Below are 21,501 nucleotides of genomic sequence, written 5' to 3'. Positions count from 1 at the left end.
TCGCGAAATCCATCCGATACATAGCAGGCGCATTTACCCCGCATCGAACGGCGGCCGAAGATAATCCTTGGCTACCGCCGTTCTTCAAGGGAGATGAAAATGTCGATGTTTGGAAATCTCGGCCGCTTCGGTGCGACCATCAGGCAGACCCATGCCAGGAACAAGGCGATCCGCGCGCTGAACAGCCTGCCGGCGCATGTCCAGAAGGACATTGGCTGGCCGGCATCGCCGCCCAGCGACCCRCAAGCCGCGCTCACCTCGTTGCTTCTGGGTACGGCGCGCTGATGACCTTCGCCGACAAATGCAAATTGCTCGGCAAGCGCCGGGGATCTCGCACATCCCCGGCGGCAACCAGCAACCGGTTGCGCGCGGCACTTCTGCCGCGCCGCTGACGTCAGTGGCGCAGATCACAGCGGCGTGTGGACACTGCGTAAAACTTGACTTTCTCGGCCAAGGTACGATCTTCGGAAATAGTGGAGGTTTCTCTTAGTCGGCTCTTGCCGAAGTTCGTGTATCCGCATGCCAAGTTTCAAAAGCCACGTCGTGTCCTTCGTGCTCAGGTACAGCCGCAAGCAAGCGTTTTCCAGCCCGGAAAACCTGCAGCGCTGGATCGCGGCCGCGCGCAAGACCGAGGATCACCATCCGCCGGCCTCGTTGCAGCAGCGCCTGGACATCCAGACACACACCGTCGACGGTTTTCCGGTCTATGAAATCGCTCCAAGAGCCGGCGAGTACAAGCGGATCCTCTATTTGCATGGCGGCGCCTATGTGTTTGAGATCACGCCCTATCACTGGCACCTGATCGCCGACATGGCCGACCGGCTGGGCTACGGCATCACCGTGCCGATCTATCCCATCGCCCCGGAACACGATTTCCACGCCATGTTCGGCATGGTCGGCGACGTCTATCGCCAGATGCTCGACGAGACGGAAGCGGAAGACATCATCTTCATGGGCGATTCCGCCGGCGGCAATATGGCCGTGGTGCTGACCATGATGGCYGCCGAAGAMGSCYTGCCYYTGCCGTCGCGCCATGTGCTGATCTCGCCCGGTGTCGACATGTCGCTTTCCAACCCAAAGCTGTTCGAGGCTGAACGCAACGACCCCTGGCTCGGCATTCCAGGCGGCCTCGAAGCGATCCGGATGTACAGCGCCGGCATCGACCGCAGCGACTGGCACATCAGCCCGGTCTACGGTGATCTCTCCGTGCTGCCCAAGACACTGCTTCTGACGGGCTCGCGTGATCTCCTGACCCCCGACAATCTGGTCTTCGCGGAAAAGGCGCGTGCCGCCGGCGCCGAGGTCGACGTCGTCCACGAGCAAGGCATGTTCCATGTCTGGCCACTGTTCGACATGCCGGAATCGCGGCGCGCCCGCCAGCACATCGTGGCGTTTCTCAACGAGAGCCCCTCGCCGATCAGGCAAGACATGAAAACAAGGTTCGAAGCGCCCTCCGCCGACGCGGCGGAGTAGCGCTTCTGCCCTCGGTCTGATCCCGGCGGATCAGAACTTGCCGGTTTCCCGGAACACTTCGAAGGTCGCGCGGATATGGTCGGCGACGGCCTTGACCGGGGCGCTGGCGTCCGGCGCCACCACCATGGCCAGATTGTAGGTGCCGATATCGGGCATGCCGTCCTTCGGGCAGAGTTCGACCATGTCGTTGCCSAGRAACGACTTCGGCAGCGGCGCSACCGCGAGRTCGGACATGATSGCGGCGCGCTGGCCGGCCGTGTGTGCGCTCATATAGGCGATGCGGTAGTTGCGGCCTTCGCGTCCCAGCGCWTCGAGCGCMCCGGCCCGCCAGGCGCAGCCCTCTTCCCACAGCGACACCGGCAGCGGCTCGCGCAGATGCGCGCTACCGCCCTTGGCGCCGGCCCACACGATCGGCTCGGTCAAAAGCACCTCGGCGCCGAGCGCGCTGGTCTTGTAGGAATTGGTCAGAAGCGTGATGTCGAGCGCGCGGTCGTCCATGCGCCGGCGCAGATTACTGCTCTGGTCGATGGTGACGTCGACGGCGATCGAGGGATGCGACTGCGCGAAGCGCTTCAGCACATGCGGCAGCACGCGCTCGCCGTAATCATCCGGTGAACCGAGCCGCACCACGCCGACAATCTCGGGAATGATGAACTTCGACACAACCTCGCGGTTGATCGACAGCAGGCGCCGCGCATAACCGAGCAGCATCTCGCCATCCGTCGTCAGCGACACCGAGCGGGCGTCGCGCGCGAASACSGARCGGCCRAGAATGTCCTCCAGCTTCTTGATCTGCATGGAGACRGCMGASGGCGTGCGRAASACSGCATTGGCGGCGGTGGTGAAGCTGCCGGTCTCGGCAATCGCCACGAAAGTGCGCAAAACGTCGAGATCGAGCAGGGGCAGCGGATGATTGAGCGGGGCGTTCATGGGAACCGACCTTCAATTTTTCTGATACAAAGCATCATTCCATTTCGTTTGATTGAACATCAGATTGGGAGGATAGTCAACTCCATCGAAGCAGGTAGCTGCCACAAGCAGCCACGAAACGACCACGACACAGACCTGCAATCGACATGAAATGGGGTTGAAACACGCCGCGTGTAAGGCCCCACAGATCAAAGGTCGGAATATCTCCGGCCCGCCACCAAAGGAGAATGAAATGTCTATCCTGTCGTCCCTCGGTCGCATCGCGACTGAATTCAGCGCGGCACGCGCCCGCTACCAGACCGAACGCGCCATCCGCTCCCTGCCGATCGAACTGCAGAAGGACATCGGCTGGCCTGAAGCTTCCGACACCAAGTCCGGCATTCGCAACGGCGTTGGATCGTGGGCTGGAGCGAAGTAAACCGTGTGTACCAAATGCTGAAGGCCTGCCGCGCACCCAGCCCGGCAGGCCTTCTCTATTTTACCCCTTAAGCCCTCCGCACTTTATTTGTATTCAAATGAGTTTTGAAGCCATGTCGCCAACGCATGGCGCATATGAGCAAGCCGCATAGCGGCCCTGATTTCGAATTAATGCCTTGTAAACAATCATAATTTTCCAGCACGCTGCCCAAATTTGTCGCATTCGGTGTCGCATTTCATATCAAGCGCTTCGCTTTTGCGATTTAGTTTCATGCAGCACAAGCCTATATCACCTGCAGCAAACGAGCTGCCCCACTCCATAAAGCGAAGGCGACCCGTCTGAGCAACCGAATGGAGATGATCATGAAGCTTTTTGCCCGCCTCTTCGCCCGCCGCGAAATGAACCTGACCACCGCTCTTGAGCGCCAGCGCCTTGCCAACACCATGCCTGGCCAGACCGGCGCCATGRCTGCRGCGCGCCTCGGCTTCGTCGCCTGACCTTTTTTCCAGGCAGCGCCTCCCTGCCGCTGCTTTAAGACTGTAGCGCCGCCTGGCTCCAGCCACGGCGGCGTTTTTGTTTCGACTTTGTACATTTTGCCTGTCGCTTGAACAGTTGATGCTGCTCTCCGGAGCAGCGCCGCACAGCAATTGCCCATTTGCGACCCATGTCGCAAATTTTGTCTCGTCAAGGCAGCGTAGCCGATTGACAAGCAAGGTTTTTCCTGATGACGCTATGCTATTCGCGACATCCTGTTCGCGCCATGGCTGCGTGAGGTTCCCTTGAACGCCGTAAAGCATCCGATCAAGCGATCGTTTGTATTCTTCCTTGTTCCCGATTTCACCATGATCGCGTTTGCGACCGCGCTTGACCCGCTGCGCTCGGCCAACCGCATGCTTGGCTACGAGGCCTATCGCTGGCGCCTGGCCAGCATCGACGGCAAGCCGGTGCGGGCTTCGAACGGCGTCGAATGCGCGGTCAACACCTCGCTCGAGGAAGAGCGCAAGAAGATGGCCGGGCCCGAGCGGCCCAACATGGCCATCGTCTGCAGCGGCATCAATGTCGAGCGCTACCAGAACAAGTCGGCCTTCGCCTGGCTGCGCGAAGAGTACAATCGCGGCGTCGCCGTCGGCGGCCTGTGCACCGGCGCGCATATCCTGGCMGCCGCCGGCCTSYTSTCCAACAAGCGYTGCGCCATCCAYTGGGARAACCTGCCGGGCTTTTCCGAGGCRTTYCCSAAGGCCAATGTCTTTGCCGACCTSTTCGAGATCGACCAGAACATCTACACCTGCGCCGGCGGCACCGCCGCGCTCGACATGATGCTGAAGCTAATCGGCGACGATTTCGACGAGAGCCTCGTCAATCGCGTGTGCGAACAGGTGCTGACCGACCGCGTGCGCAGCCCGACCGACCGCCAGCGCCTGCCGCTGCGCGCCCGCCTCGGCGTGCAGAACTCAAAAGTGCTGACCATCATCGAGCTGATGGAAGGCAATCTCTCCGAGCCGCTGTCGCTGATCGAGATCGCCGACCATGTCGACCTGTCGCGCCGCCAGATCGAGCGCCTGTTCCGCACCGAGATGGGCCGGTCGCCAGCCCGCTACTATCTGGAAATCCGGCTCGACCGCGCCAGGCATCTGCTGATCCAGTCGTCGATGCCGGTGGTCGAGGTAGCGGTCGCCTGCGGCTTCGTCTCGGCCTCGCATTTCTCCAAATGCTACCGCGAACTCTACGCCCGCTCGCCGCAGCAGGAGCGCGTCGACCGCAAGCAGCTACTGGCGGCCTGATCCCGGGATCAAGCCTTGATCCCGGATCAAGGATCAAACCTTGATCCCAGATCAGGCCTCGGCCGGCCGCCCCTGCGCCGTCCGCATCGCCTCGACACGAATATCCTCGGTAAGCCGTGCCTTCAGGGCTGAGAATTCCGGGCTGGTCTTCAGCGTGTAATGACGCGGATGCGGCAGGTCTATGGCGACATCCGACTTGATGCGGCCGGGTCGCGCCGTCATCACGATGACGCGCGAGGCCATGAAGATCGCCTCCTCGATGTCGTGGGTGACGAACAGCACCGTCTTCTTGCGTCGCTCCCAGATGCCGAGCAGAAGCTCCTGCATCAGGCCACGGGTCTGGTTGTCGAGCGCGCCGAACGGCTCGTCAAGCAGAAGAATCTCAGGATCGTTGGCGAGCGCTCGGGCAATCGCGGTACGCTGCTGCATGCCACCGGAAAGCTGCTTCGGCCAATGGTTCTCGAATCCCTTCAGCCCGACGAGATCGACATAGGAAGCGACGATCCCGTCCCGCTCCTTTTGCGCCATGCCGCGTTCGCGCAGGCCGAAGGCGATGTTTTCTGCCACCGTCAGCCACGGGAACAGCGTGTAGGACTGGAAGACCATGCCGCGATCCGGCCCCGGCCGCGTCACCGCCTTGCCGTCGAGCAGCACACGACCCTCGCTCGGCGCCTCGAGACCGGCGACGATCCTCAGCAGCGTCGATTTTCCGCAGCCGGACGGCCCCAGAATGGTGATGAAATCATTGGCGGCGACCGCCAGGTCGACCGGCATCAGTGCCTTGACCGGCTGCCCACCGCGCACGCCGGCAAAGGTGCGCGAGACGCCCTCGACGAGAAGCTTGCTCACGCCAGGCTCCATGGAAAGAGCCAGCGGTTGAACGCCTTGAAGGCGAAATCGGACAGCAGCCCGATCAGGCCGATGACGATGATGCCGAAGATGATCTGTCCCGTCGCCAGCCGTGACTGGCTGTTGATGATCATGTAGCCGATGCCCGACGACGAGCCGATCAGCTCGGCGACGATGACATAGGTCCAGGCCCAGCCGAGCACCAGCCGCAGCGTCTCGGCGATTTCGGGCGCATTGGCCGGCATGATCACCCGTTTGACGATGCCATTGTTGGTCGAGCCCAGCGTATAGGCGGCCTCGACCAGGTCGCGCCGTGTCGACCCGACCTTGACGGCAACAATCAGGATGATCTGGAACACCGAGCCGACGAAGATGACCAGCAGCTTTTCCAGTTCGCCGATGCCGGCCCACAGGATGAGCAGCGGAATGAAGGCCGAGGCCGGCAGATAGCGGGCGAAGGAGACGAATGGCTCCAGGAACGCTTCCACCGGCTTCCAGGCGCCCATGGCGATGCCGATCGGCACGGCGACGACCGAGGCCAGCAGAAAGCCGCCGAAAACCCGCCAGATGGTGATCAGTATGTCAAGCCAGAACCGGTCCTCGACCAGCAGCCGCCAGCCATCCCTGAGCATCGACAGCGGATCGGCGAGGAAGATGCGGTTGACGTGTCCGCCAAGCGTGATCCAGGCCCAGAAGGCGACGAACAGCACGAAGAAGGAAATGCCGAGCACCGTTCGCAGGCCCGGCGAGACTGTATGCAAGGGGCGCATCTTCACATCGTCCCCATCAAATGGTCACTTGTCCAGGAGAGGACGGCGGCGCCAGGCGCCGCCGCAGGATGGGCGAAGACCGGACGATCAGTTCGCCACCGCGCTGGTGTCGGCCAGCGTGGCCACATCTGGCGCTTCCTTGATCAGCCCCATCTGCAGCAGCAGATCGCCGGCGGTCTTAGAAAAATCGGGGAATTCCTTGGCGAAGAACTGCTGGTTGTCGGCCTTGTCGGCCCATTTCAGGTACTTCGCCGAATCCTCGAATTCCTTGGCCGACTGCTTCACGTCGGCGCCCATGATCTCGTAGGATTTCTGCGGGTCCTTCTTGATCAGGTCGAGCGCTTCGAAATAGCTGTCGGCAAGCGCCTTGGCGGCGTCAGGATTGGCCTTGAGGAATTCGGGCGTGCAACCGACTGTGTCGAGCACCATCGGATAGTCGAGCGTGGTCGCCAGGATGTGGCCCTGGTCGGCCTTGTCGCGCACCGCCGAGATGAACGGCTCATAGGTGACGGCGGCATCGTTCTGGCCGGCAAGGAAGGCCTGCGCGGCCGCATCCGGCTCCAGATTGACGACGGTGACGTCCTTGGTCGACATGCCGTTCTTGTTCAGCATCCAGGCAAGCATGAAATAGGGCGAGGTGCCCGGCGCCGAGGAGGCGACGTTCTTGCCCTTGAGATCGGCGACGCTCTTGATGTCGTTGCGCACGACAATGCCGTCCGCGCCATAGGATTTGTCGAGCTGGAAGATCTGCTTGGTGGTCACCCCGCTGGCATTCCACACCAACCAGGTCTCGACGGTGGTGGCGGCGCATTGCAGGTCGCCACTGGCGATGGCCAGCGGACGGCTGGCCTGCGGCACCTTCTTCAAGGTCACGTCGAGGCCGTGCTTCTCGAAGAGGCCCGCTTGCTTGGCGAGCGTCAGCGGTGCAAAGCCGGTCCAGCCGCTGATGCCGATGGTGACCGAGGTGGCGGCCATCACCGGCGCGGACAAACCGGCGGCAAGCGTCAAAGTTGCGGCGAAAACGGCGATCCTGTTCATGTCGGTTCCCCTTTGTTTCTCTGGGCGAAATTGTTCACAGACGCCTATCGGCTTGTCAATCAACAGGAACGTGTTCGGCGGCACCCGRCAGGCTCACCTCGCCGCCGACGCTCAGCAGGGCTGAAGCCCTGCCCCTCAATAGCCTTCGAATAGCATTTGGCCGATGAGACGCGGTCGTTCCAGCCGCCGGATGCTGGACAGCGCGGTCGGCCTAGCGGCTGTCCAACATCCAGCTGCGGTTGCGCCACATCTTCTCGCCGATCTGGCAGTCGCTGGCGGGCTTGTCCTGCGCCAGCACCACGGGCGGATGATCCGCCTCCTCCGCCGCCCATAGCGGCGACGCCGGGCCGGCAAGCTCCAGCACCAACTTGCGGCGTATGGCTTCGGGAAATTGCGTCCAGTCGTTGACCGGGATCATGAACGCTCCCGGGCCACCGATGACGCAGTCGCTGTAGTAGCGGTCGAGATCGTTGACATCGTAGACGCCGGAAAACCCACCCCGGGTCATCAGCGGCAGGCCGTTGATGATGATGCCTTGCCTGACCACGCCGTCGCGGGTGAGATTGACCGGCGCGCCCTGATTGTTGGGTCCGTCGCCGGAAATATCGATGACCCGCTTGGTGCCCTGGTAGCCGCTTTCGGCGAAAAGGTCGCTGCCGAACTCCAGCGCACCGGAGATCGAGGTGCGCCGCGCGCTGTTCGGCGGCTGCGCCGACAATTGCGCCACCACCCGCTCCGCATCGGCGCGGTTGGCAATCACGGTCCACGGCACGATGACGCGTTGCCACGTGGTGCCGGCCCATTCGACATAGGTGACGGCGATCTTGCCATAGGCGCCATCGGCGATGGCCTGCAGTACGTTGTCGTGGGTGAGTGCCGCCGCGTAGCCATGACGCTGGATCTCGAGCTCGTCCGCCGACATCGACAGCGAAACGTCGACCGCCAGCACCAGTTCGACATCGACCGGCTCGTCCGCACGGGTTCCCGACGCCAGCCAGAGCRKCAGCGCCAGCGCGGCGCAGCCSGAAARSARATGTCTTGCRCAGGMRAAAGCAGACATGCCGYAARGGTAAGCGAGAATCGTATTGTGGCAAAGAAAAAAGCCGTATCTGCTGGTTTCGGGACGCAACCTTCACAACGCCGGTCGGAGCTTAGCGGCACTGATACTATTTGTTGATCGGCCGTCCGCCTCTGCCGCGCCACTCCACGTCATCGTCGGCCTCGACTGGGCGCGACGGATTGGGCTTCTTCTTGCCGGTGCCGCGAAACGCTCGCCAATTCGGCTTGAACGCCGGCGGAAGCCATAGCAGGACGCCCGATATGGCAGCAGCGAGGATGACAACAAACCGCAAGATCGAGAGGACGACGCCACAGAAGCCGACGATCCGTGCTGCCGTGCCGCTTCCGAAGCGCCGTGCAAGCAGATGCCGCGCAATCGTGCTGCCATCGAGGGGATAGGCGGGAAGAATGTTGAGGATGAAGAGCGCCCCGTTCAGCAAAGCGCCAATCCAAAGTGTCCATTCCAGAAGGTTGACCGGCCCTGGAGGCGGCGAATTGAAGAGACTATCCACCTCAACGGGCGGCAACAGCGCCGCGAGGAAATAATAGGAAGCAGCGAGACCCGCTGCCAAAACGATATTCGCCAATGGACCCGCAAATGCGATCCATGCCCAACCACGCGGCGAGGCTACGCCCCGCTTGAAGTAAGCAAACCCACCAAAGAGATAGAGTTCTATCCTCTCGGTGCCGATGCCCTGTCGGCGCGCAGCCCATACATGCGCCAGTTCATGTAAAAACACCGACACGAAGAACAACACGGCAAATACGAACGTATGGATCAAGGCATCCATCGGCCGCGTCGACCACTCCCGCAGAAAAGGCAAGATAATTGGAACAGCAAAGGTCCAACTGACACGAACGGGAACGTTCCCGCTGGTCGTGAACACGAACGCATCGTTCTTCTTATCCCAGCCGAACCGTTGCAAGTGCTCTACTCCGCCCGTCACGACGGTAAGCGAGAATCATCCGGTTAAAAAGACAAAAGCCCGGCTCGAAGCCAGGCTTTTGCAATCGGTACACTCTCGGCCGAAGATCAGCTGCGCGGCTTGAGGTTCTCCGGGTCGTAGAGCGGCTTGTAGCCGACGCCGGCGACTTCGACCGGATAGGTCTCGCCGAAATACTCGACCTTGAGCTTGCGGCCTTCCTGCGCATACGAATGCGGCAGGTAGGCAAGCGCGATGTTCTTGCCGATGGTCGGGCCATAGGCGACCGAAGTGGTGAAGGAGCGGCGGCCGAGTTCGTCGACCAGCGTCTCGCCGGTGGTCGGATCCATCACCGGCATGATGCCCACGGGATAGCGGGCGACGCCCTTGGAGTCAGTGTTCTCGGTCATCACCAGCGTGCACAGCGTCGCCGGCTGATGCTCGCGGGCGCGGTATTCGACATGCTTGGCCTTACCGCAGAAATCGTTCTCCTTGACCTTCGGACGCGCCAGATCGGCTTCAAGCAGATTGTACTCGGTCAGCAGGTCGGCGTTCTGCAGCCGCAGGCTCTTTTCCATGCGGCGCGTATTGGCATAGGTCTCGACGCCGAACGGCATCACGCCGGTCGAGCGCAGCGCGTCCCAGACGGCGAGGCCATCCTCGTAGCGCATGTGCAGTTCCCAGCCCTGTTCGCCGACATAGGAGATGCGGAAAGCGGTGACATCCTTGCCGCCGATCCTGACTGGCTTGATTGCCGCGAAGGGGAAGTTTTCGATCGACAGCCCGTCCGGATTCTCGACCACCTTCTGCAGGGTCGTGCGGGCGTTCGGACCCCATATGCCGATGGTCACGTATTTCTCCGTCACATCGGTGATGGTGACATCGAAACCTTTGTCCTGCGCGGTACGCTGCATGTAGCGGAAGTCGCGCGGGCCGGCGTCGGCGCCGTCGATCAAACGACAACGATCAGCCATGCGGATGACGGTGAAGTCGGCGCGCACCATGCCTTCTTCGTCGAGGAAGTGGGTGTAGATGCCCTTGCCGATATTGTTGTCGCCGCCGACCTTGGCCGCGCACAGCCACTCCAGCAGCGCGACATGGTCGGGTCCCTCAATGTCGTACATCGAGAAGTGCGAGAGATTGACGATGCCGCAATCCTCGCTCATCGCCAGGTGCTCGGCATTGGAGACGCGCCAGAAATGGCGGTTGTCCCACTCGTTCTCACGCACSGGYACCCGGTTGCCRTACTTCTCCARRAGGTGYTCGTTGGCGGCRTAGCCRTGSGCSCGYTCCCAGCCGCCCARTTCCATGAARTAGCCGCCGAGTTCYTTCTCGCGCTCCCAGAACGGCGAGCGCCTKATGTTGCGRSCCTTGGAGAASGGCTCGCGCGGATGCACCGCCGGATTGTAAACCTTCATCGCCGTCTCGGTGCAGCGATCCCAGATGAATTGTTCCTTGGTCTGGTGCGGATAGRAGCGCGCATAGTCGATGGCGTGGTGGTCGATCGCCGTGCGGCCGTCGGTCATCCAGTCGGCGATCAGCTTGCCCATGCCGGGGCCGTCCTTGACCCAGATGGCGACGGCATACCAGAGACCCCGCACCTTCTGGCTCTCGCCCATCGACGGGCCGCCATCGGCCGTCACTTGTAGCAGGCCGTTGAAGGAATGGCTTTCGTTGTAGCCGAGTTCGCCCAGGATCGGCGTCAGTTCCATGGCGCGTTCGAGCGGCGCCAGGATCTGCTCCATGTCGAGGTCGCGCTGCGAAGGCGACAGCCGCGCCTCATGCTTTTCCAGCAGATCGCGCGGATGGCAAAGGCGCGGATTGTTTTCTTCGTAATAGCCCCACTCGATCTGGCCGCCCTCGGCGGTCTTGGGATCGCCGGTATCGCGCATATAGGCGGAATTACCCTGGTCGCGCAGCAGCGGCCAGCCGATCTCCTTGCCGGTGCCGGCGAACTCATTGTAGGGGCCGAAGAAAGTCAGCGGATGGTCGATCGGCATGACCGGCAGGTCTTCGCCGACCATTTCCGCGATCAGCCGGCCCCAGATGCCGGCGCAGACGATGACATAGTCGGCCTCGATGGTGCCGCGGTCGGTCACCACGGCTGATATGCGGCCGTCCTYGACGAYGAGSGAYCTGGCCGRCGTGTTGGCGAARGATTTCARCTTGCCCGACGCTTCCGCCTGGTCAACCAGCTTGCCGGCRACGGTCTGCGAGCGTGGGATGACGAGGCCGGCGTCCGGGTCCCAGAGCCCGCCCTGCACCATGTCCTGTTCGATCAGCGGGAATTTTTCCTTGATCTCGGCCGGTTCGATCAGGCGCGCACGTGTTCCAAAGGCCTTGGCCGAAGCGATCTTGCGCTTGATCTCGTCCATGCGGCCGTCGTCGCCGACGCGGGCCACTTCGAGGCCGCCGATGCGGGCGTAGTGACCCATCTTCTCGTAGAAATCGATGGAATAAAGCGTCGTCCAGCAGGACAGGAAGTCGTGGCTGGTCGTGTAGCAGAAGTCGGAAGCATGCGCGGTCGAACCGATGTCGGTCGGGATGCCCGATTTGTCGATGCCGACGATATCGTCCCATCCGCGCTCGATCAGGTGATGGGCGATCGATGCGCCAACAATACCGCCGAGGCCAATGATGACGACCTTCGCCTTTTTCGGAAACTCTGCCATTGCCCGCGACTCCAAAGTGCTATTGCGGGCAACGTCGGCGCCCGTTTTGATCGGCGCACAATATGCAGGCGACCGGCACGACGCTACCGCCTGTTTGCGACACGCCACGGATGCGGCGCGACCCGATATGGATCAGGAAAAAGCTGGCTTCAGGCGAATGCCCAGATGTCCTCGGCCTGGAAGCCGACCTGATAGCCCGCCGTCTTCAGCTTGACCACGACCTGGCCGATCTCGGCTGCCGGCAGCGCTCCTACCTCGACCTTGATCATGCCCGGACGATAGCGCTTGAGGTCGAGCTGTTCGAAGACGATCCAGTCGGCACCTTCGCAATCGACAAGGAAGGCATCGATATGACTGATGCCGTTGCGGTCGAGCAACGTCTGCAGTGTTTCCGACGGCACTTCGATGTCCTTCAGATGCGGCGCGAATTTGTTGAAGTTGGCGTCGGCCTCACCCCAGGCATTCTTGCCCGACATCAGATTGGTATCTGTCACCGACGAGCAGCCGATGAACTCGATCGGCAGCGTGCCGGCCTCAAGAGCTGCGGCATCGAACGTGTGGACGGTGATCGTGCCCTTTGTCCTGGTGACGGCCACCGGCTCGATGATGAAGCGGTCCGTATCGGGATAGTTGGCGCGCAGCCGCTTCTGATTGTACGGGATGGGCTCGACCAGCATGGCGCGGGCGCCGGAAATCTTGTGCAGCCACGGCGTGACATCGTCGAACAGCGCGCCGTCGCAGGCGCCGACATTGACCATCTGGAACGGCTGCCCTGCCCCACCGAAGCGCGCTTTCAGCGCCGCCTTGGCCAGGAATTTCGTGCCGCGCAGCGACGGCCCGCGATCGAGCAGGCCTGAGGGAAGGCCGAGCGACAAGGCGATGCGCGCCAGGTTGGATAGCGAACTCATGGCTTGTCTCCGGGAATGATGTGCAAGGCGGCGCGATGCTGGCCGCGTGTCACCGCCGCCCACAGCGCCATGAACGGCGTCGCCAGCAGCAGGAAGGGCGGGATCAGGTGTGGAAAATAGATGCGCGTATCGTGGATCGGGAAGACCGTGAATTTGGCCAGTGCCCCCAGCACCAGCGCCGCGAACAAAATGCCGGCGCGGCGGTCGAGACGGAAGCCGGCGCGGCCGGCGGCGAACCAGCCGGCCAGTGCAAGCACCGAAACGCCGACCCAGCTGTTCAGATTGACGGCGCGCAGCAGCGATGTCGCAAACGCCTTGAGATAGGCGGTGACCGAAAACGCCGGCTCGAAGCCGTCCATATTGTAGTGCTGCTCGATGCTGGAGAACCACAGATGCGGCCACCAGCCAGGGTGCTGGGCCCAGTGCGAAATGGCGAAATAGGCGACGAAGGACGCGGCAAAGCCGGCCAGCGCACCCCATGCCTTCTGCCGGAAAGCGACCAGCAGCACCGCGAAAACGGCAAGGAAAACAATATTGTCCGGCCGCACCATGAAGGCGAGGAAGAGCAGGATCGCCGTCGCCACCTCGCGGCCTCTGATATAGGCGTAGAGCCCGCCGAGCAGCAGCGCCGACGTCAGCAGGTCCGGCGTCGAAGCCCGCGCCGCATCGCCGAAATCAGCCATGATCAGCACCGCGCCGGCCACCGGCGCCAGCGCCAAAGCCTTTTCCCTGCGCAGCCAGAGCAACGTGATCGCGCCGAAGAGCAGCACCGAAAACACCTGCACCAGGCGCATCGCCTCGACCGGCGACATCACCGCACTCAGCGTCGACAGGATCTCGGCATAGAGGAATTTGATCCGGTACATGCCGAGCAGTGAATGGAAGTCTGCGGCATTGTCCGTCATGTGGCTGCGGAAGCCGCCGCCATCGTCGGTCAGGGCCTTGTAGTCACCGGCCGAAACACCTGATTTGACGGTGCTGTAGGCATAGTCATGCAGCGCCTGCGCATCGGGATAGCTGCCTTCCTCCGATATTGCGAGATAGGGCAGCATGTCCCAGTTGGCGTCGGGCATCGCCCATGCCGTGAACGCGGTCAGAAGGATGTAGAGCGCGAAAGCCGCCGCGCCGATCGGTGCGGCCAGCCGCGCATAGGTCCCCTCGCCCCACGCCAGACCAGCCTCGGTGAGCCGGTCGAGTGGGTTTTTCGCAGCGGGAGACTTGGTCAGCATCGTTTCGCTCAACGAACCTGGCTTTTGACGAAATCCTTCACGATCGAAACGATGCCGCGCGACAGCAAGCTGTCGAAGGCATCGACGAAGCGGTCGACATGCTCGCGCTGGCAGATCAGCGGCGGCTCGAGCCGGATGACGTTGCGGTTGTATTCGGTGAAGGCGACGAGCACGTCGTAGTCACGCAGCAGCAGCGCGCCGACGAAACCGGACAGCGAGCCCTTCAGCTTGTCGTCGAGCACACTGACGATCGGSCGCAGCACCATCGGCAAGGTCTGCGAGAAGTCGTGGAACTCCAGGCCGATCATGAAGCCCTTGCCGCGCACATCCTTGATGATCTTGGGGTATTTTTCCTTCAACGCCTGCAGCCGCTGCAGCAGATAGTCGCCGGTGACGGCGGCGTTGTCGATCAACCCCTCGTCATAGAGCACGTTGAGGCCCTCGATCGCGGTGACGCAGGCTTCGCCCATGCCRCCGAAGGTCGCCATGGCATGGATCATCGCCGTCTTCGGCGTGCCATAGGCCTTCATRTAGACSTCGCGCYKGGCGATCATSGCGCCGACCGCCGCCTTGCCGGCGCCRAGCGACTTGGCMARYGCSGTCACATCAGGCACGACACCGTAATGCTCGAAGGCATAGAAGCGGCCSGARCGGCCATAGCCGCACTGGACTTCGTCGGCCACCCACAGCACACCAAACTGGTCGCACAGCGCGCGCAGCTTCTGCCAGTATTCGGCAGGGGCCTGGATGATGCCGCCGCCGCCCTGGATGGTTTCAAGCACGATGACGCCGACTTCCGGATCGGAACGGAACAGGCGCTCGACCGCCTCGATGTCGCCGAACGGAATACGCACCGTATTCTCGGCCATTTTGAAATCAGCGCGATAAAGCTGGCCGTCGGTGATGCCGAGCACCCCCTTGGTCTTGCCGTGGAAGGAATTCTCGGCATAGACGATTTTCGGCCGCTTCGGCCCGGCAGCGCGCTCGGCAAGCTTCACCGCCGCTTCCATCGCCTCCGAGCCGGACGAGCCCAAAAACACCATGTCGAGATCGCCGGGCGAGCATTTGGCGATGTTGTGCGCCARTGCCGCCGCATATTGCGACATGAAGGCGATGGCGATTTCCTGGCGYTTTTCTTCCTGGAACTTTTTGCGCGCTTCGAGGATGCGCGGATGGTTGTGGCCGAAGGCCAGCGAACCGAAGCCGCCGAAGAAATCGAGGATCTTGCGGCCGTTCTGGTCGATGTAAAACATGCCTTCGGCACGCTCGATCTTGATCTTGTGGAAGCCGAGCAGCTTCATGAAATGCAGCTGGCCGGGGTTGAGATGCGCCTTGAACAGATCGGTCATGCGGGCGACATCCATCGCCTTGGCCTGCTCGACGCTGATCAAATCGGGCTTGGCGATGGTGGCGGGCGACAGCGCCGGCGCGCTGACTAGGGTGCGCGCGTTGGTCTGTTCGGGCTTGGCCATGACGGTCATTTCAATCTCCTGTCCGCGCTGACGACCCGCGTCGTGCGCCATAAAACTGTTTGGCAGGCCCGCTATTCGGCGGGCACATGTTTGGTGGCGACGGCGTGACCGGCCTTCTTGGCGCGGTACTCGCTGTAGGCGGCGATCAGCATGTCCTCGTCGCGATATTGCGGCACCCAGCCGAGCTGGCGCTCGGCCTTGGACACGTCGAGCACGCACTCCTCGTCGGCGATCAGATATTGCTCCGGGTCCATGATCGGCATGTTGATGAGATCGAGCAGGTCGAGCGTACGCTTGACCGCCCAGCCGGGCGTCGGCAGCAGGATCGATTTCGAGCCGGCATGCCTGATCAAATCGCCAAGCAATTTCTTGACCGGCGGCGGTTTGAGCGAGCCGAGATTGTAGGCCTCGTTGGGCACGCCGGCTTTCCAGGCCGCACGCGCGGCCTCGGCGCAGTCGAACACCGAGATGAATTGATAAGGGTTCCTGCCCGAACCGATCATCGGCACGGGAAAATTCCAGTCGATCAGCTTGAACAGTTTTTCAAGGATGCCGAGCCGGCCCGGGCCGATGATCAGGCGCGGGCGAAACAGCGAGATCGACATCCCGCGCTTGCGCCATTCGGCGGCCAGTTCCTCGGTCTTCTGCTTCGACCAGCCATACTCACCAAGCGGCGCGACAGGGTGCTCCTCGGTCATCGGCTGGGTGACCGTGTGGCCGTAGATCATGTCGGTCGTGTAGTGGACGAGCCTTGGTGCACCCGCCTTGTCCATGGCCTGCATGATGTGCTCGGTGCCATGGAAATTGACCGGAAAGAAAAACTCGTGCCGCTTGGCCCGAACCTGGATCGGCGACAGCATCTTGGCCGAGAGATTGTAGACCATGTCGTCGGCCTTCAGCCCGACAGTGGCGACCGACGCCGGATCCGTGACGTCGCATTGGACGAACCGGACATTGCGGTAATGCGCAAGGTCGCTCTTGACGATGTCGGCGACGAGAACCTCTTCGCCATCGGCCACAAGCTTCGGGGCAAGGTGACGGCCGACGAAGCCGTCACCGCCGAAAATCACATGTCTCATCGAACGGTCTCGTTTGCAGGGATCTTGTCGGGCGTGATGGAAGCGGTCTGGTCCTCATGCCCTCGCCCGCTTTGCGCGATCAGCACGGTACCGACGCAGATGAAGGCGATGCCGGCGATGCGCCAGCCATTGAGGTCTTCGCGGAAGACGAAATAGGCGAAGATGGCGACGGCGACATAGGCAAGGCTGAGGAAGGGATAGGCGAAGGAAAGCTCGACCTTGGACAGCACATAAAGGTGCGAGGCCATGGAGATGACGAAGGTGCAAAGCCCGAGGAACACCCACGGGCTGAAGACGATCTGCAGCAGCTTGATGAGCGGATTGACGCCCTCGAACGAGATCGGTCCAAGCGACATCATGCCTTGCTTCAGCATGAGCTGCGCAGCGGCATTGGTCATGACCGTAAAGAGAATGAAGACGATATATTTCATGCCTGCGCGCCCACCCCGTGACTTCCAGTACAAACCCGAAAAGATTTCGTGAACTCACAAGAGTGTTTTGAGTAAACCTTGCGATTAATCATTCGCTAACCACGATTCATTCCATTTTTATCTATTCCGCGGCCTCGGCGCCGCGCCGCCGCAGGTCGATGCTGCCAGCCGTGCGCGCCCAGAAATCGGACATGAAGGCGGGGTCGCGCAGCGCTTCCAGCCTCGGCCAGTCCGCAAAGGAGGCGGCGAAGGTCGCAGCACTCATGCGCGCATCCTTGTAAGGGTTGACCGCCCCGCCGGCCGCGACAGTTATGCGGTCGAGTTCACCAAGCAGGGCAAGCGTCGCCGCGCCCTTGTTGGGGAAATCCAGCGTCAGCGTGTAGCCCGGCCGCGGGAATGACAGCAGCGCCGGCGAGCGGATCGAACCGAAGCGTTTCAGCACGGTGAGGAAGGAGCCCTGCCCGGCCCGCCGGGCCGCCGCGAGCAATTCCGGCACAACGATGCGCGCGACCTCTTCCGGCACCACGCTCTGGTGCTGGAACAGCCCTTTGGGGCCATAAAGCCGGTTCCAGTCACGCACGCCGTCTAGCGGAAAGAAGAAGCCTTGATAGCCGGCCTGGCGCGGCACCGTGGCGCGGCCTTTCTTCCACCGGTAGGCGGTATTGAAAGCGGTCAGGAACGGCCGGCTGAGCACGTTGAAGGGCGGCTGGAACGGCACCGCAAGAGTGTCGCTGGCGCGCGCGGCCGCATGCGAGCCATGCTCGGCGTGGTTGCCCGTGAACAGCAGGCCGCGCCCGCTGTTGCGGCCGCCGGCGAGCTGGTCGATCCAGGCTACCGCATATTCATTGGCCTGGTCCGCCGCCTCGGCCAGATCGAAGAATTCGCCGAGATCGCGAAACGGCGTCGTTTTCTCGACGATGTCGAGCGAAGGCACCCGCATCAGCCGGATCGAGGCCGACAGGATCAGGCCGGTCAGGCCCATGCCGCCGATGGTCGCCGCAAACAGGCGCGGATTGTCCGTGGCCGAGCAGCGATGGGTCTTCCCATCCGACCGCAACAGCGTGAAGCTTTCGACATGGCAGCCGAACGTGCCGCGCCGGTGATGGTTCTTGCCATGCACGTCATTGGCTATGGCACCTCCGAGCGTCACGAACTGCGTGCCCGGMACGACAGCCGGGAAGAAGCCGTGGGGTGCGGCGTGCGCGATGATATCCGACAGCAGCACGCCGGCATCCGCCTCGAGCACACCGCTCTCGGCATTGAAGGCGCGGATGTGGTTCAGGGTTCGCATGTCGACCACCGCGCCGGCCTGGTTCTGACAGGAATCGCCATAGGACCGGCCATTGCCATAGGCCAACAGCGACCCGTCCTTCGCCTGGCCGCCCTTGAGCAGCGCAATGGCATCGTCGGCGTGGATTGCACGTGGCGCAGGCGGCGTGGCGAGGCCAAAGCTCTGGAACCGGCCGGCCATACCTACCAGCCCCCGATGACCAGCAGCACCGCACCGATCGCCACCACGATCTGGCTACGCCAGTCGCGGATGATGAAGACGACCGGGTCGTCATGCATCTCGTCGCGGCGCGCCAGGATCCAGACGCGCATGGTGAGGTAAAGCACGATCGGCGCCAGCGGCCAGATCAGCCATGGATGCGGATAAAGTTCGCGCACCGCGACACTGTCCATGTAGAGCGCCAGCACCAGCGCCGAGGAAAAGGCCGAGGCCATGCCGGCCTGGGCGACGATCTCCTGGTCTTCAGTGCGATAGCCGCGGCCGGCAATGCGTTCGCCCGGCGGAATGGCGGTGGTGCGCAGCTCGACGAAGCGCTTCACCAGCGCCAGCGACAGGAAGAAGAAGATTGAGAAGGCGAGCAGCCAGAACGAGACGTCGACGCCGGTCGCGGCCGCACCAGCGATCACGCGGATCGAATAGAGGCCGGCAAGCGTCAGCACATCGACCAGCAGCATGCGCTTGAACGACAGCGAATAGGCCGTGGTGACGACCATGTAGCCGCTGAGCACACCAAGGAATTGGATTGGCAAAAACAGGCTGGTGCCGATGCCGATCGCCAACAGCACGACGATCGCGCCGAGGCCGAACGGGATCGACAGTGCGCCGCTGGCGAATGGCCTGTTGCGTTTGGTGACGTGCTTGCGGTCAAGCGCGAGATCGAAGAAATCGTTGAGGATATAGATCGCCGACGCCACCGCGCTGAACGAGATGAACGCCAGCAKGCATTGCCAGATCATGTTGGCGTTGAAGTAYTCRTGCGACAGCACCATCGGCACSGCGATCAGCGARTTCTTCAGCCACTGATGCAYSCGCAGCATCTTGACGATGGTCCGCAAGGTCGGCTTCGGCGCCGGCATGGTTTCGGCGCCATGCGCCGCCTGCCAGCGCGCGGCATGTCGGTCCGGCGCAACCACGATTGCCTTGCGCGCGGCATCGAAGACCTGGAGGTCATGGCGGCTGTTGCCGGCATAGTCGAACCCGCCATCGCCATAGGCCGTGACCAGCGAAGCACGCTTCTTGCCCGAGGTGAGATTGTCGAGGCCGTCGGTCGCCAGCACCCGGTCGAAAATGCCGAGATGGGCTGCTATGGCGTCGGCGAATTTGCGCGGCGTACCCGTCGCCAGCACGATCTTGCGACCTTCGCTGTGCTCTGTACGGAGCCGGTCGAGCAGCGGCGCACGATAGGGCAGTGTCGCGGGGTCGATGTCTATGCGCTGCGCGATCGCCTGCTTCAGCCGCGCCGGCCCGCCGGCCGCCCAGAATGGCACCAGGAAAATATAGAGCGGGTTCTTCTTGAGCAGAAGGAACAAGCCTTCCCACAACAGGTCGGTCGCGATCAACGTGCCGTCGAGATCGACCGCAAGCGGTATTGCGTTCCTGTCCGACCGCGCGTCCATGTCCGTCCTGCCCTGCCAGCGTATGATCCGGGAAACCGGAATCTGGTTGCGCGCCGTTTCGGCGTCTTGACGCTGGTATAGCGGGGGATGGCGTAGTGAACGTTAAAACGCCTGGTTGCAGGCGGCTGCCGCACCGGTATTTCCGGCGTCATTGTTAAACAACTGCTACCGGAAACGATAAAAGGCCGAGCAAATGCCCGGCCTTTCCAATCATGCCGCCGACATTACTTGATGCGGGCGACGCCGCCCGAGATTTCGACGGTTTCCGAGCCGGTCAGGGCTTCGAGGTCACCGTTGGGCAAGAGAACGAAGCAGCCATTCTGGCAGAACTCGACGGTTTCACCGCCGGCCAGCGCAAGCTCGGTCTTGCTGCCGCCCTCGGTCACGACCAGCGTACGGGTCTCGGCGTCCTTGTTGACCGCGCTGGCGGCATGGGCCGAGCCGCTCACAGCGAGCAAGGCGACGGCAGCGACGAGAGACTTCCACATTTTGCAATATCGGTGTTCCCACCGCCTCTGTTGCATTTCGCAAGGCATTTTCGCCCTTTGCATGGGAGCTTATATGAGATGGAAGCTGAACCGCAACTGAATGCCGCATTCATGCCGCAATTGGCTTTGGCTTCTCCAATGCAGAGTAAGAGCGCACGCTGGGCCCTGTTAATTTCGCCGGCCGGCACGATATGAACCGAAGGCGGCAAACGCGAAGAAGAGACTATGCACGACAACTGGCTGGAAACGATTGGCGTTGGGGTTGAGTCGCGAAGGATCACTGCGGGGCTGACCCATTATGTGCCCGCATCCATCAATCATCGGCTTGGAATCCACGTCGGAGCGCCAGTCAACGCGTCGTGCCACTGCGACGGAAAACATCACCGGCGGGTCCAGTCGGATGGCGACATCGATATCGTGCCAGCCGGGCTCGATGGCGACTGGGAGGATGACGCCGACTGCACCATCCTGCGGCTGTGGGTCAGCCCGGCCCTGGTTCGGCGTGCCGCCGAGGATCTCGAAATCGATCCGGACCGAGTCGTCGTCGATCCGCAGTTCCAGCGCCGCGATCCGAGGATCGAACATATCGCCCATGCGCTGGCGACCGGACTGAGCCCGGACGTGCCATCCGACCGGCTGTATTTCGAAAGCCTGGCCAAGGCGCTGGCGGTACAGCTCATCCAGGGTGAAGGGTCGAAGTCGAACGTTCCGGCCAGGCAAACGCTTTCCTTCGGCCAGAAGCGCAGATTGGCCGATTTCATCGAGGCCAATCTCGATCAGGACCTTTCGCTGGATGAGCTGGCGCAAGTGGCTGCCATCAGCGTCTCGCATCTGAAAGTGCTGTTTCGTCGCACCTTTGGCATGCCGCCCCACCAATATGTCATCCATCGCCGTGTCGAGCGGGCCAGGGCCCTGTTGCATCAGGCGAAAATGCCGCTCAGCCAGATCGCGCTGGAGGCAGGCTTTTCGCATCAGAGCCATATGGCGCAAAGCATGAAGCGCATCCTCGGTGTCACGCCTGCCGCACTGCTTCGCATGCAGCGATAACCGGCGGTCCGGCAACTTCGCCGGCCG

The 21,501-nt window shown here is 62.3% G+C and carries 21 protein-coding genes; 5 read left to right on the top strand and 16 right to left on the bottom strand.

Features of this window, described 5'->3' with window-relative positions:
* The first annotated feature begins 99 nt into the window (after positions 1-99).
* Together AC1DX0_RS06000 and AC1DX0_RS05995 are read left to right on the top strand one after the other, a co-directional pair.
* Complete coding sequence (locus tag AC1DX0_RS06000; RefSeq protein WP_464610070.1) at positions 100-285, top strand: hypothetical protein; 186 nt, start codon at positions 100-102, stop codon at positions 283-285.
* Between the two features lie 234 nt (positions 286-519).
* The gene (locus AC1DX0_RS05995) at positions 520-1,473 is read left to right on the top strand and encodes an alpha/beta hydrolase (RefSeq protein WP_477354628.1); all 954 of its coding nucleotides are present in this window, start codon (positions 520-522) and stop codon (positions 1,471-1,473) included.
* Between the two features lie 30 nt (positions 1,474-1,503).
* Here AC1DX0_RS05995 and AC1DX0_RS05990 read toward each other — a convergent pair whose 3' ends face one another.
* Positions 1,504-2,403, bottom strand: a complete 900-nt coding sequence (locus tag AC1DX0_RS05990) for a LysR substrate-binding domain-containing protein (protein WP_477354625.1) — start codon at positions 2,401-2,403, stop codon at positions 1,504-1,506.
* Positions 2,404-2,635: 232 nt separating this feature from the next.
* Here AC1DX0_RS05990 and AC1DX0_RS05985 point away from each other — a divergent pair, with 232 nt between their 5' ends.
* Positions 2,636-2,821: a hypothetical protein gene (locus tag AC1DX0_RS05985; RefSeq protein WP_027051330.1), complete on the top strand. Its 186-nt coding sequence runs from the start codon at positions 2,636-2,638 to the stop codon at positions 2,819-2,821.
* A 185-nt stretch (positions 2,822-3,006) separates the two neighbouring features.
* Here AC1DX0_RS05985 and AC1DX0_RS05980 read toward each other — a convergent pair whose 3' ends face one another.
* Positions 3,007-3,618, bottom strand: coding sequence for a hypothetical protein (locus AC1DX0_RS05980; protein WP_477354637.1), 612 nt, complete (start codon positions 3,616-3,618; stop codon positions 3,007-3,009).
* Between the two features lie 45 nt (positions 3,619-3,663).
* Between AC1DX0_RS05980 and AC1DX0_RS05975 the strand changes: the two genes are divergently transcribed.
* Positions 3,664-4,602 carry a GlxA family transcriptional regulator gene (locus AC1DX0_RS05975; RefSeq protein ID WP_477354634.1) on the top strand — a complete coding sequence of 313 codons (939 nt, stop codon included), beginning with the start codon at positions 3,664-3,666 and terminating at the stop codon, positions 4,600-4,602.
* A 51-nt stretch (positions 4,603-4,653) separates the two neighbouring features.
* Here the strand turns inward: AC1DX0_RS05975 and AC1DX0_RS05970 are convergent, their stop codons facing one another.
* The 14 genes from AC1DX0_RS05970 to AC1DX0_RS05905 form a co-directional block, all read right to left on the bottom strand.
* The gene (locus AC1DX0_RS05970) at positions 4,654-5,463 is read right to left on the bottom strand and encodes an ABC transporter ATP-binding protein (protein ID WP_477222143.1); all 810 of its coding nucleotides are present in this window, start codon (positions 5,461-5,463) and stop codon (positions 4,654-4,656) included.
* A complete protein-coding gene (locus AC1DX0_RS05965; RefSeq protein ID WP_477222142.1) occupies positions 5,448-6,221 on the bottom strand; it encodes an ABC transporter permease in 774 nt (257 codons plus the stop codon). Before AC1DX0_RS05965 ends, AC1DX0_RS05970 begins: the two co-directional genes overlap by 16 nt.
* 87 nt (positions 6,222-6,308) lie before the next feature.
* Positions 6,309-7,259: an ABC transporter substrate-binding protein gene (locus tag AC1DX0_RS05960; protein ID WP_477222141.1), complete on the bottom strand. Its 951-nt coding sequence runs from the start codon at positions 7,257-7,259 to the stop codon at positions 6,309-6,311.
* Between the two features lie 211 nt (positions 7,260-7,470).
* A complete protein-coding gene (locus AC1DX0_RS05955) occupies positions 7,471-8,319 on the bottom strand; it encodes a DUF1194 domain-containing protein (protein WP_477354622.1) in 849 nt (282 codons plus the stop codon).
* A gap of 106 nt (positions 8,320-8,425) precedes the next feature.
* Complete coding sequence (locus tag AC1DX0_RS05950; RefSeq protein WP_477222139.1) at positions 8,426-9,244, bottom strand: site-2 protease family protein; 819 nt, start codon at positions 9,242-9,244, stop codon at positions 8,426-8,428.
* Positions 9,245-9,351: 107 nt separating this feature from the next.
* Positions 9,352-11,913 carry a GcvT family protein gene (locus AC1DX0_RS05945; RefSeq protein WP_477354619.1) on the bottom strand — a complete coding sequence of 854 codons (2,562 nt, stop codon included), beginning with the start codon at positions 11,911-11,913 and terminating at the stop codon, positions 9,352-9,354.
* A gap of 149 nt (positions 11,914-12,062) precedes the next feature.
* Positions 12,063-12,821 (bottom strand): FkbM family methyltransferase, encoded by a 759-nt coding sequence (locus AC1DX0_RS05940; protein ID WP_477222137.1) that lies wholly within the window; start codon positions 12,819-12,821, stop codon positions 12,063-12,065.
* Positions 12,818-14,050, bottom strand: coding sequence for a glycosyltransferase 87 family protein (locus AC1DX0_RS05935; RefSeq protein ID WP_477222136.1), 1,233 nt, complete (start codon positions 14,048-14,050; stop codon positions 12,818-12,820). Before AC1DX0_RS05935 ends, AC1DX0_RS05940 begins: the two co-directional genes overlap by 4 nt.
* An 8-nt stretch (positions 14,051-14,058) precedes the next feature.
* Positions 14,059-15,531 carry an aspartate aminotransferase family protein gene (locus AC1DX0_RS05930; protein ID WP_477354616.1) on the bottom strand — a complete coding sequence of 491 codons (1,473 nt, stop codon included), beginning with the start codon at positions 15,529-15,531 and terminating at the stop codon, positions 14,059-14,061.
* Positions 15,532-15,593: 62 nt separating this feature from the next.
* Entirely contained in the window at positions 15,594-16,601 is a 1,008-nt protein-coding gene (locus AC1DX0_RS05925) for an NAD-dependent epimerase/dehydratase family protein (protein ID WP_477222134.1), read from the bottom strand.
* Positions 16,598-17,032 (bottom strand): EamA family transporter, encoded by a 435-nt coding sequence (locus tag AC1DX0_RS05920; RefSeq protein WP_477222133.1) that lies wholly within the window; start codon positions 17,030-17,032, stop codon positions 16,598-16,600. The genes AC1DX0_RS05925 and AC1DX0_RS05920 overlap by 4 nt, the downstream gene beginning before the upstream one ends.
* A gap of 121 nt (positions 17,033-17,153) precedes the next feature.
* Complete coding sequence (locus AC1DX0_RS05915; protein ID WP_477222132.1) at positions 17,154-18,503, bottom strand: FAD-binding oxidoreductase; 1,350 nt, start codon at positions 18,501-18,503, stop codon at positions 17,154-17,156.
* A gap of 2 nt (positions 18,504-18,505) precedes the next feature.
* Positions 18,506-19,939, bottom strand: a complete 1,434-nt coding sequence (locus AC1DX0_RS05910) for a UbiA family prenyltransferase (RefSeq protein WP_477354613.1) — start codon at positions 19,937-19,939, stop codon at positions 18,506-18,508.
* Positions 19,940-20,163: 224 nt separating this feature from the next.
* Positions 20,164-20,427 (bottom strand): hypothetical protein, encoded by a 264-nt coding sequence (locus AC1DX0_RS05905; RefSeq protein WP_477222130.1) that lies wholly within the window; start codon positions 20,425-20,427, stop codon positions 20,164-20,166.
* A 417-nt stretch (positions 20,428-20,844) separates the two neighbouring features.
* On the opposite strand from AC1DX0_RS05905, the gene AC1DX0_RS05900 reads away from it, so the two are divergent.
* Positions 20,845-21,474 carry a helix-turn-helix domain-containing protein gene (locus tag AC1DX0_RS05900; protein ID WP_477222129.1) on the top strand — a complete coding sequence of 210 codons (630 nt, stop codon included), beginning with the start codon at positions 20,845-20,847 and terminating at the stop codon, positions 21,472-21,474.
* Positions 21,475-21,501: the final 27 nt, after the last annotated feature.

It is taken from the genome of Mesorhizobium sp. P3_A9 (assembly GCF_056402975.1).
This window is presented reverse-complemented; position numbering and strand designations above follow the sequence as displayed.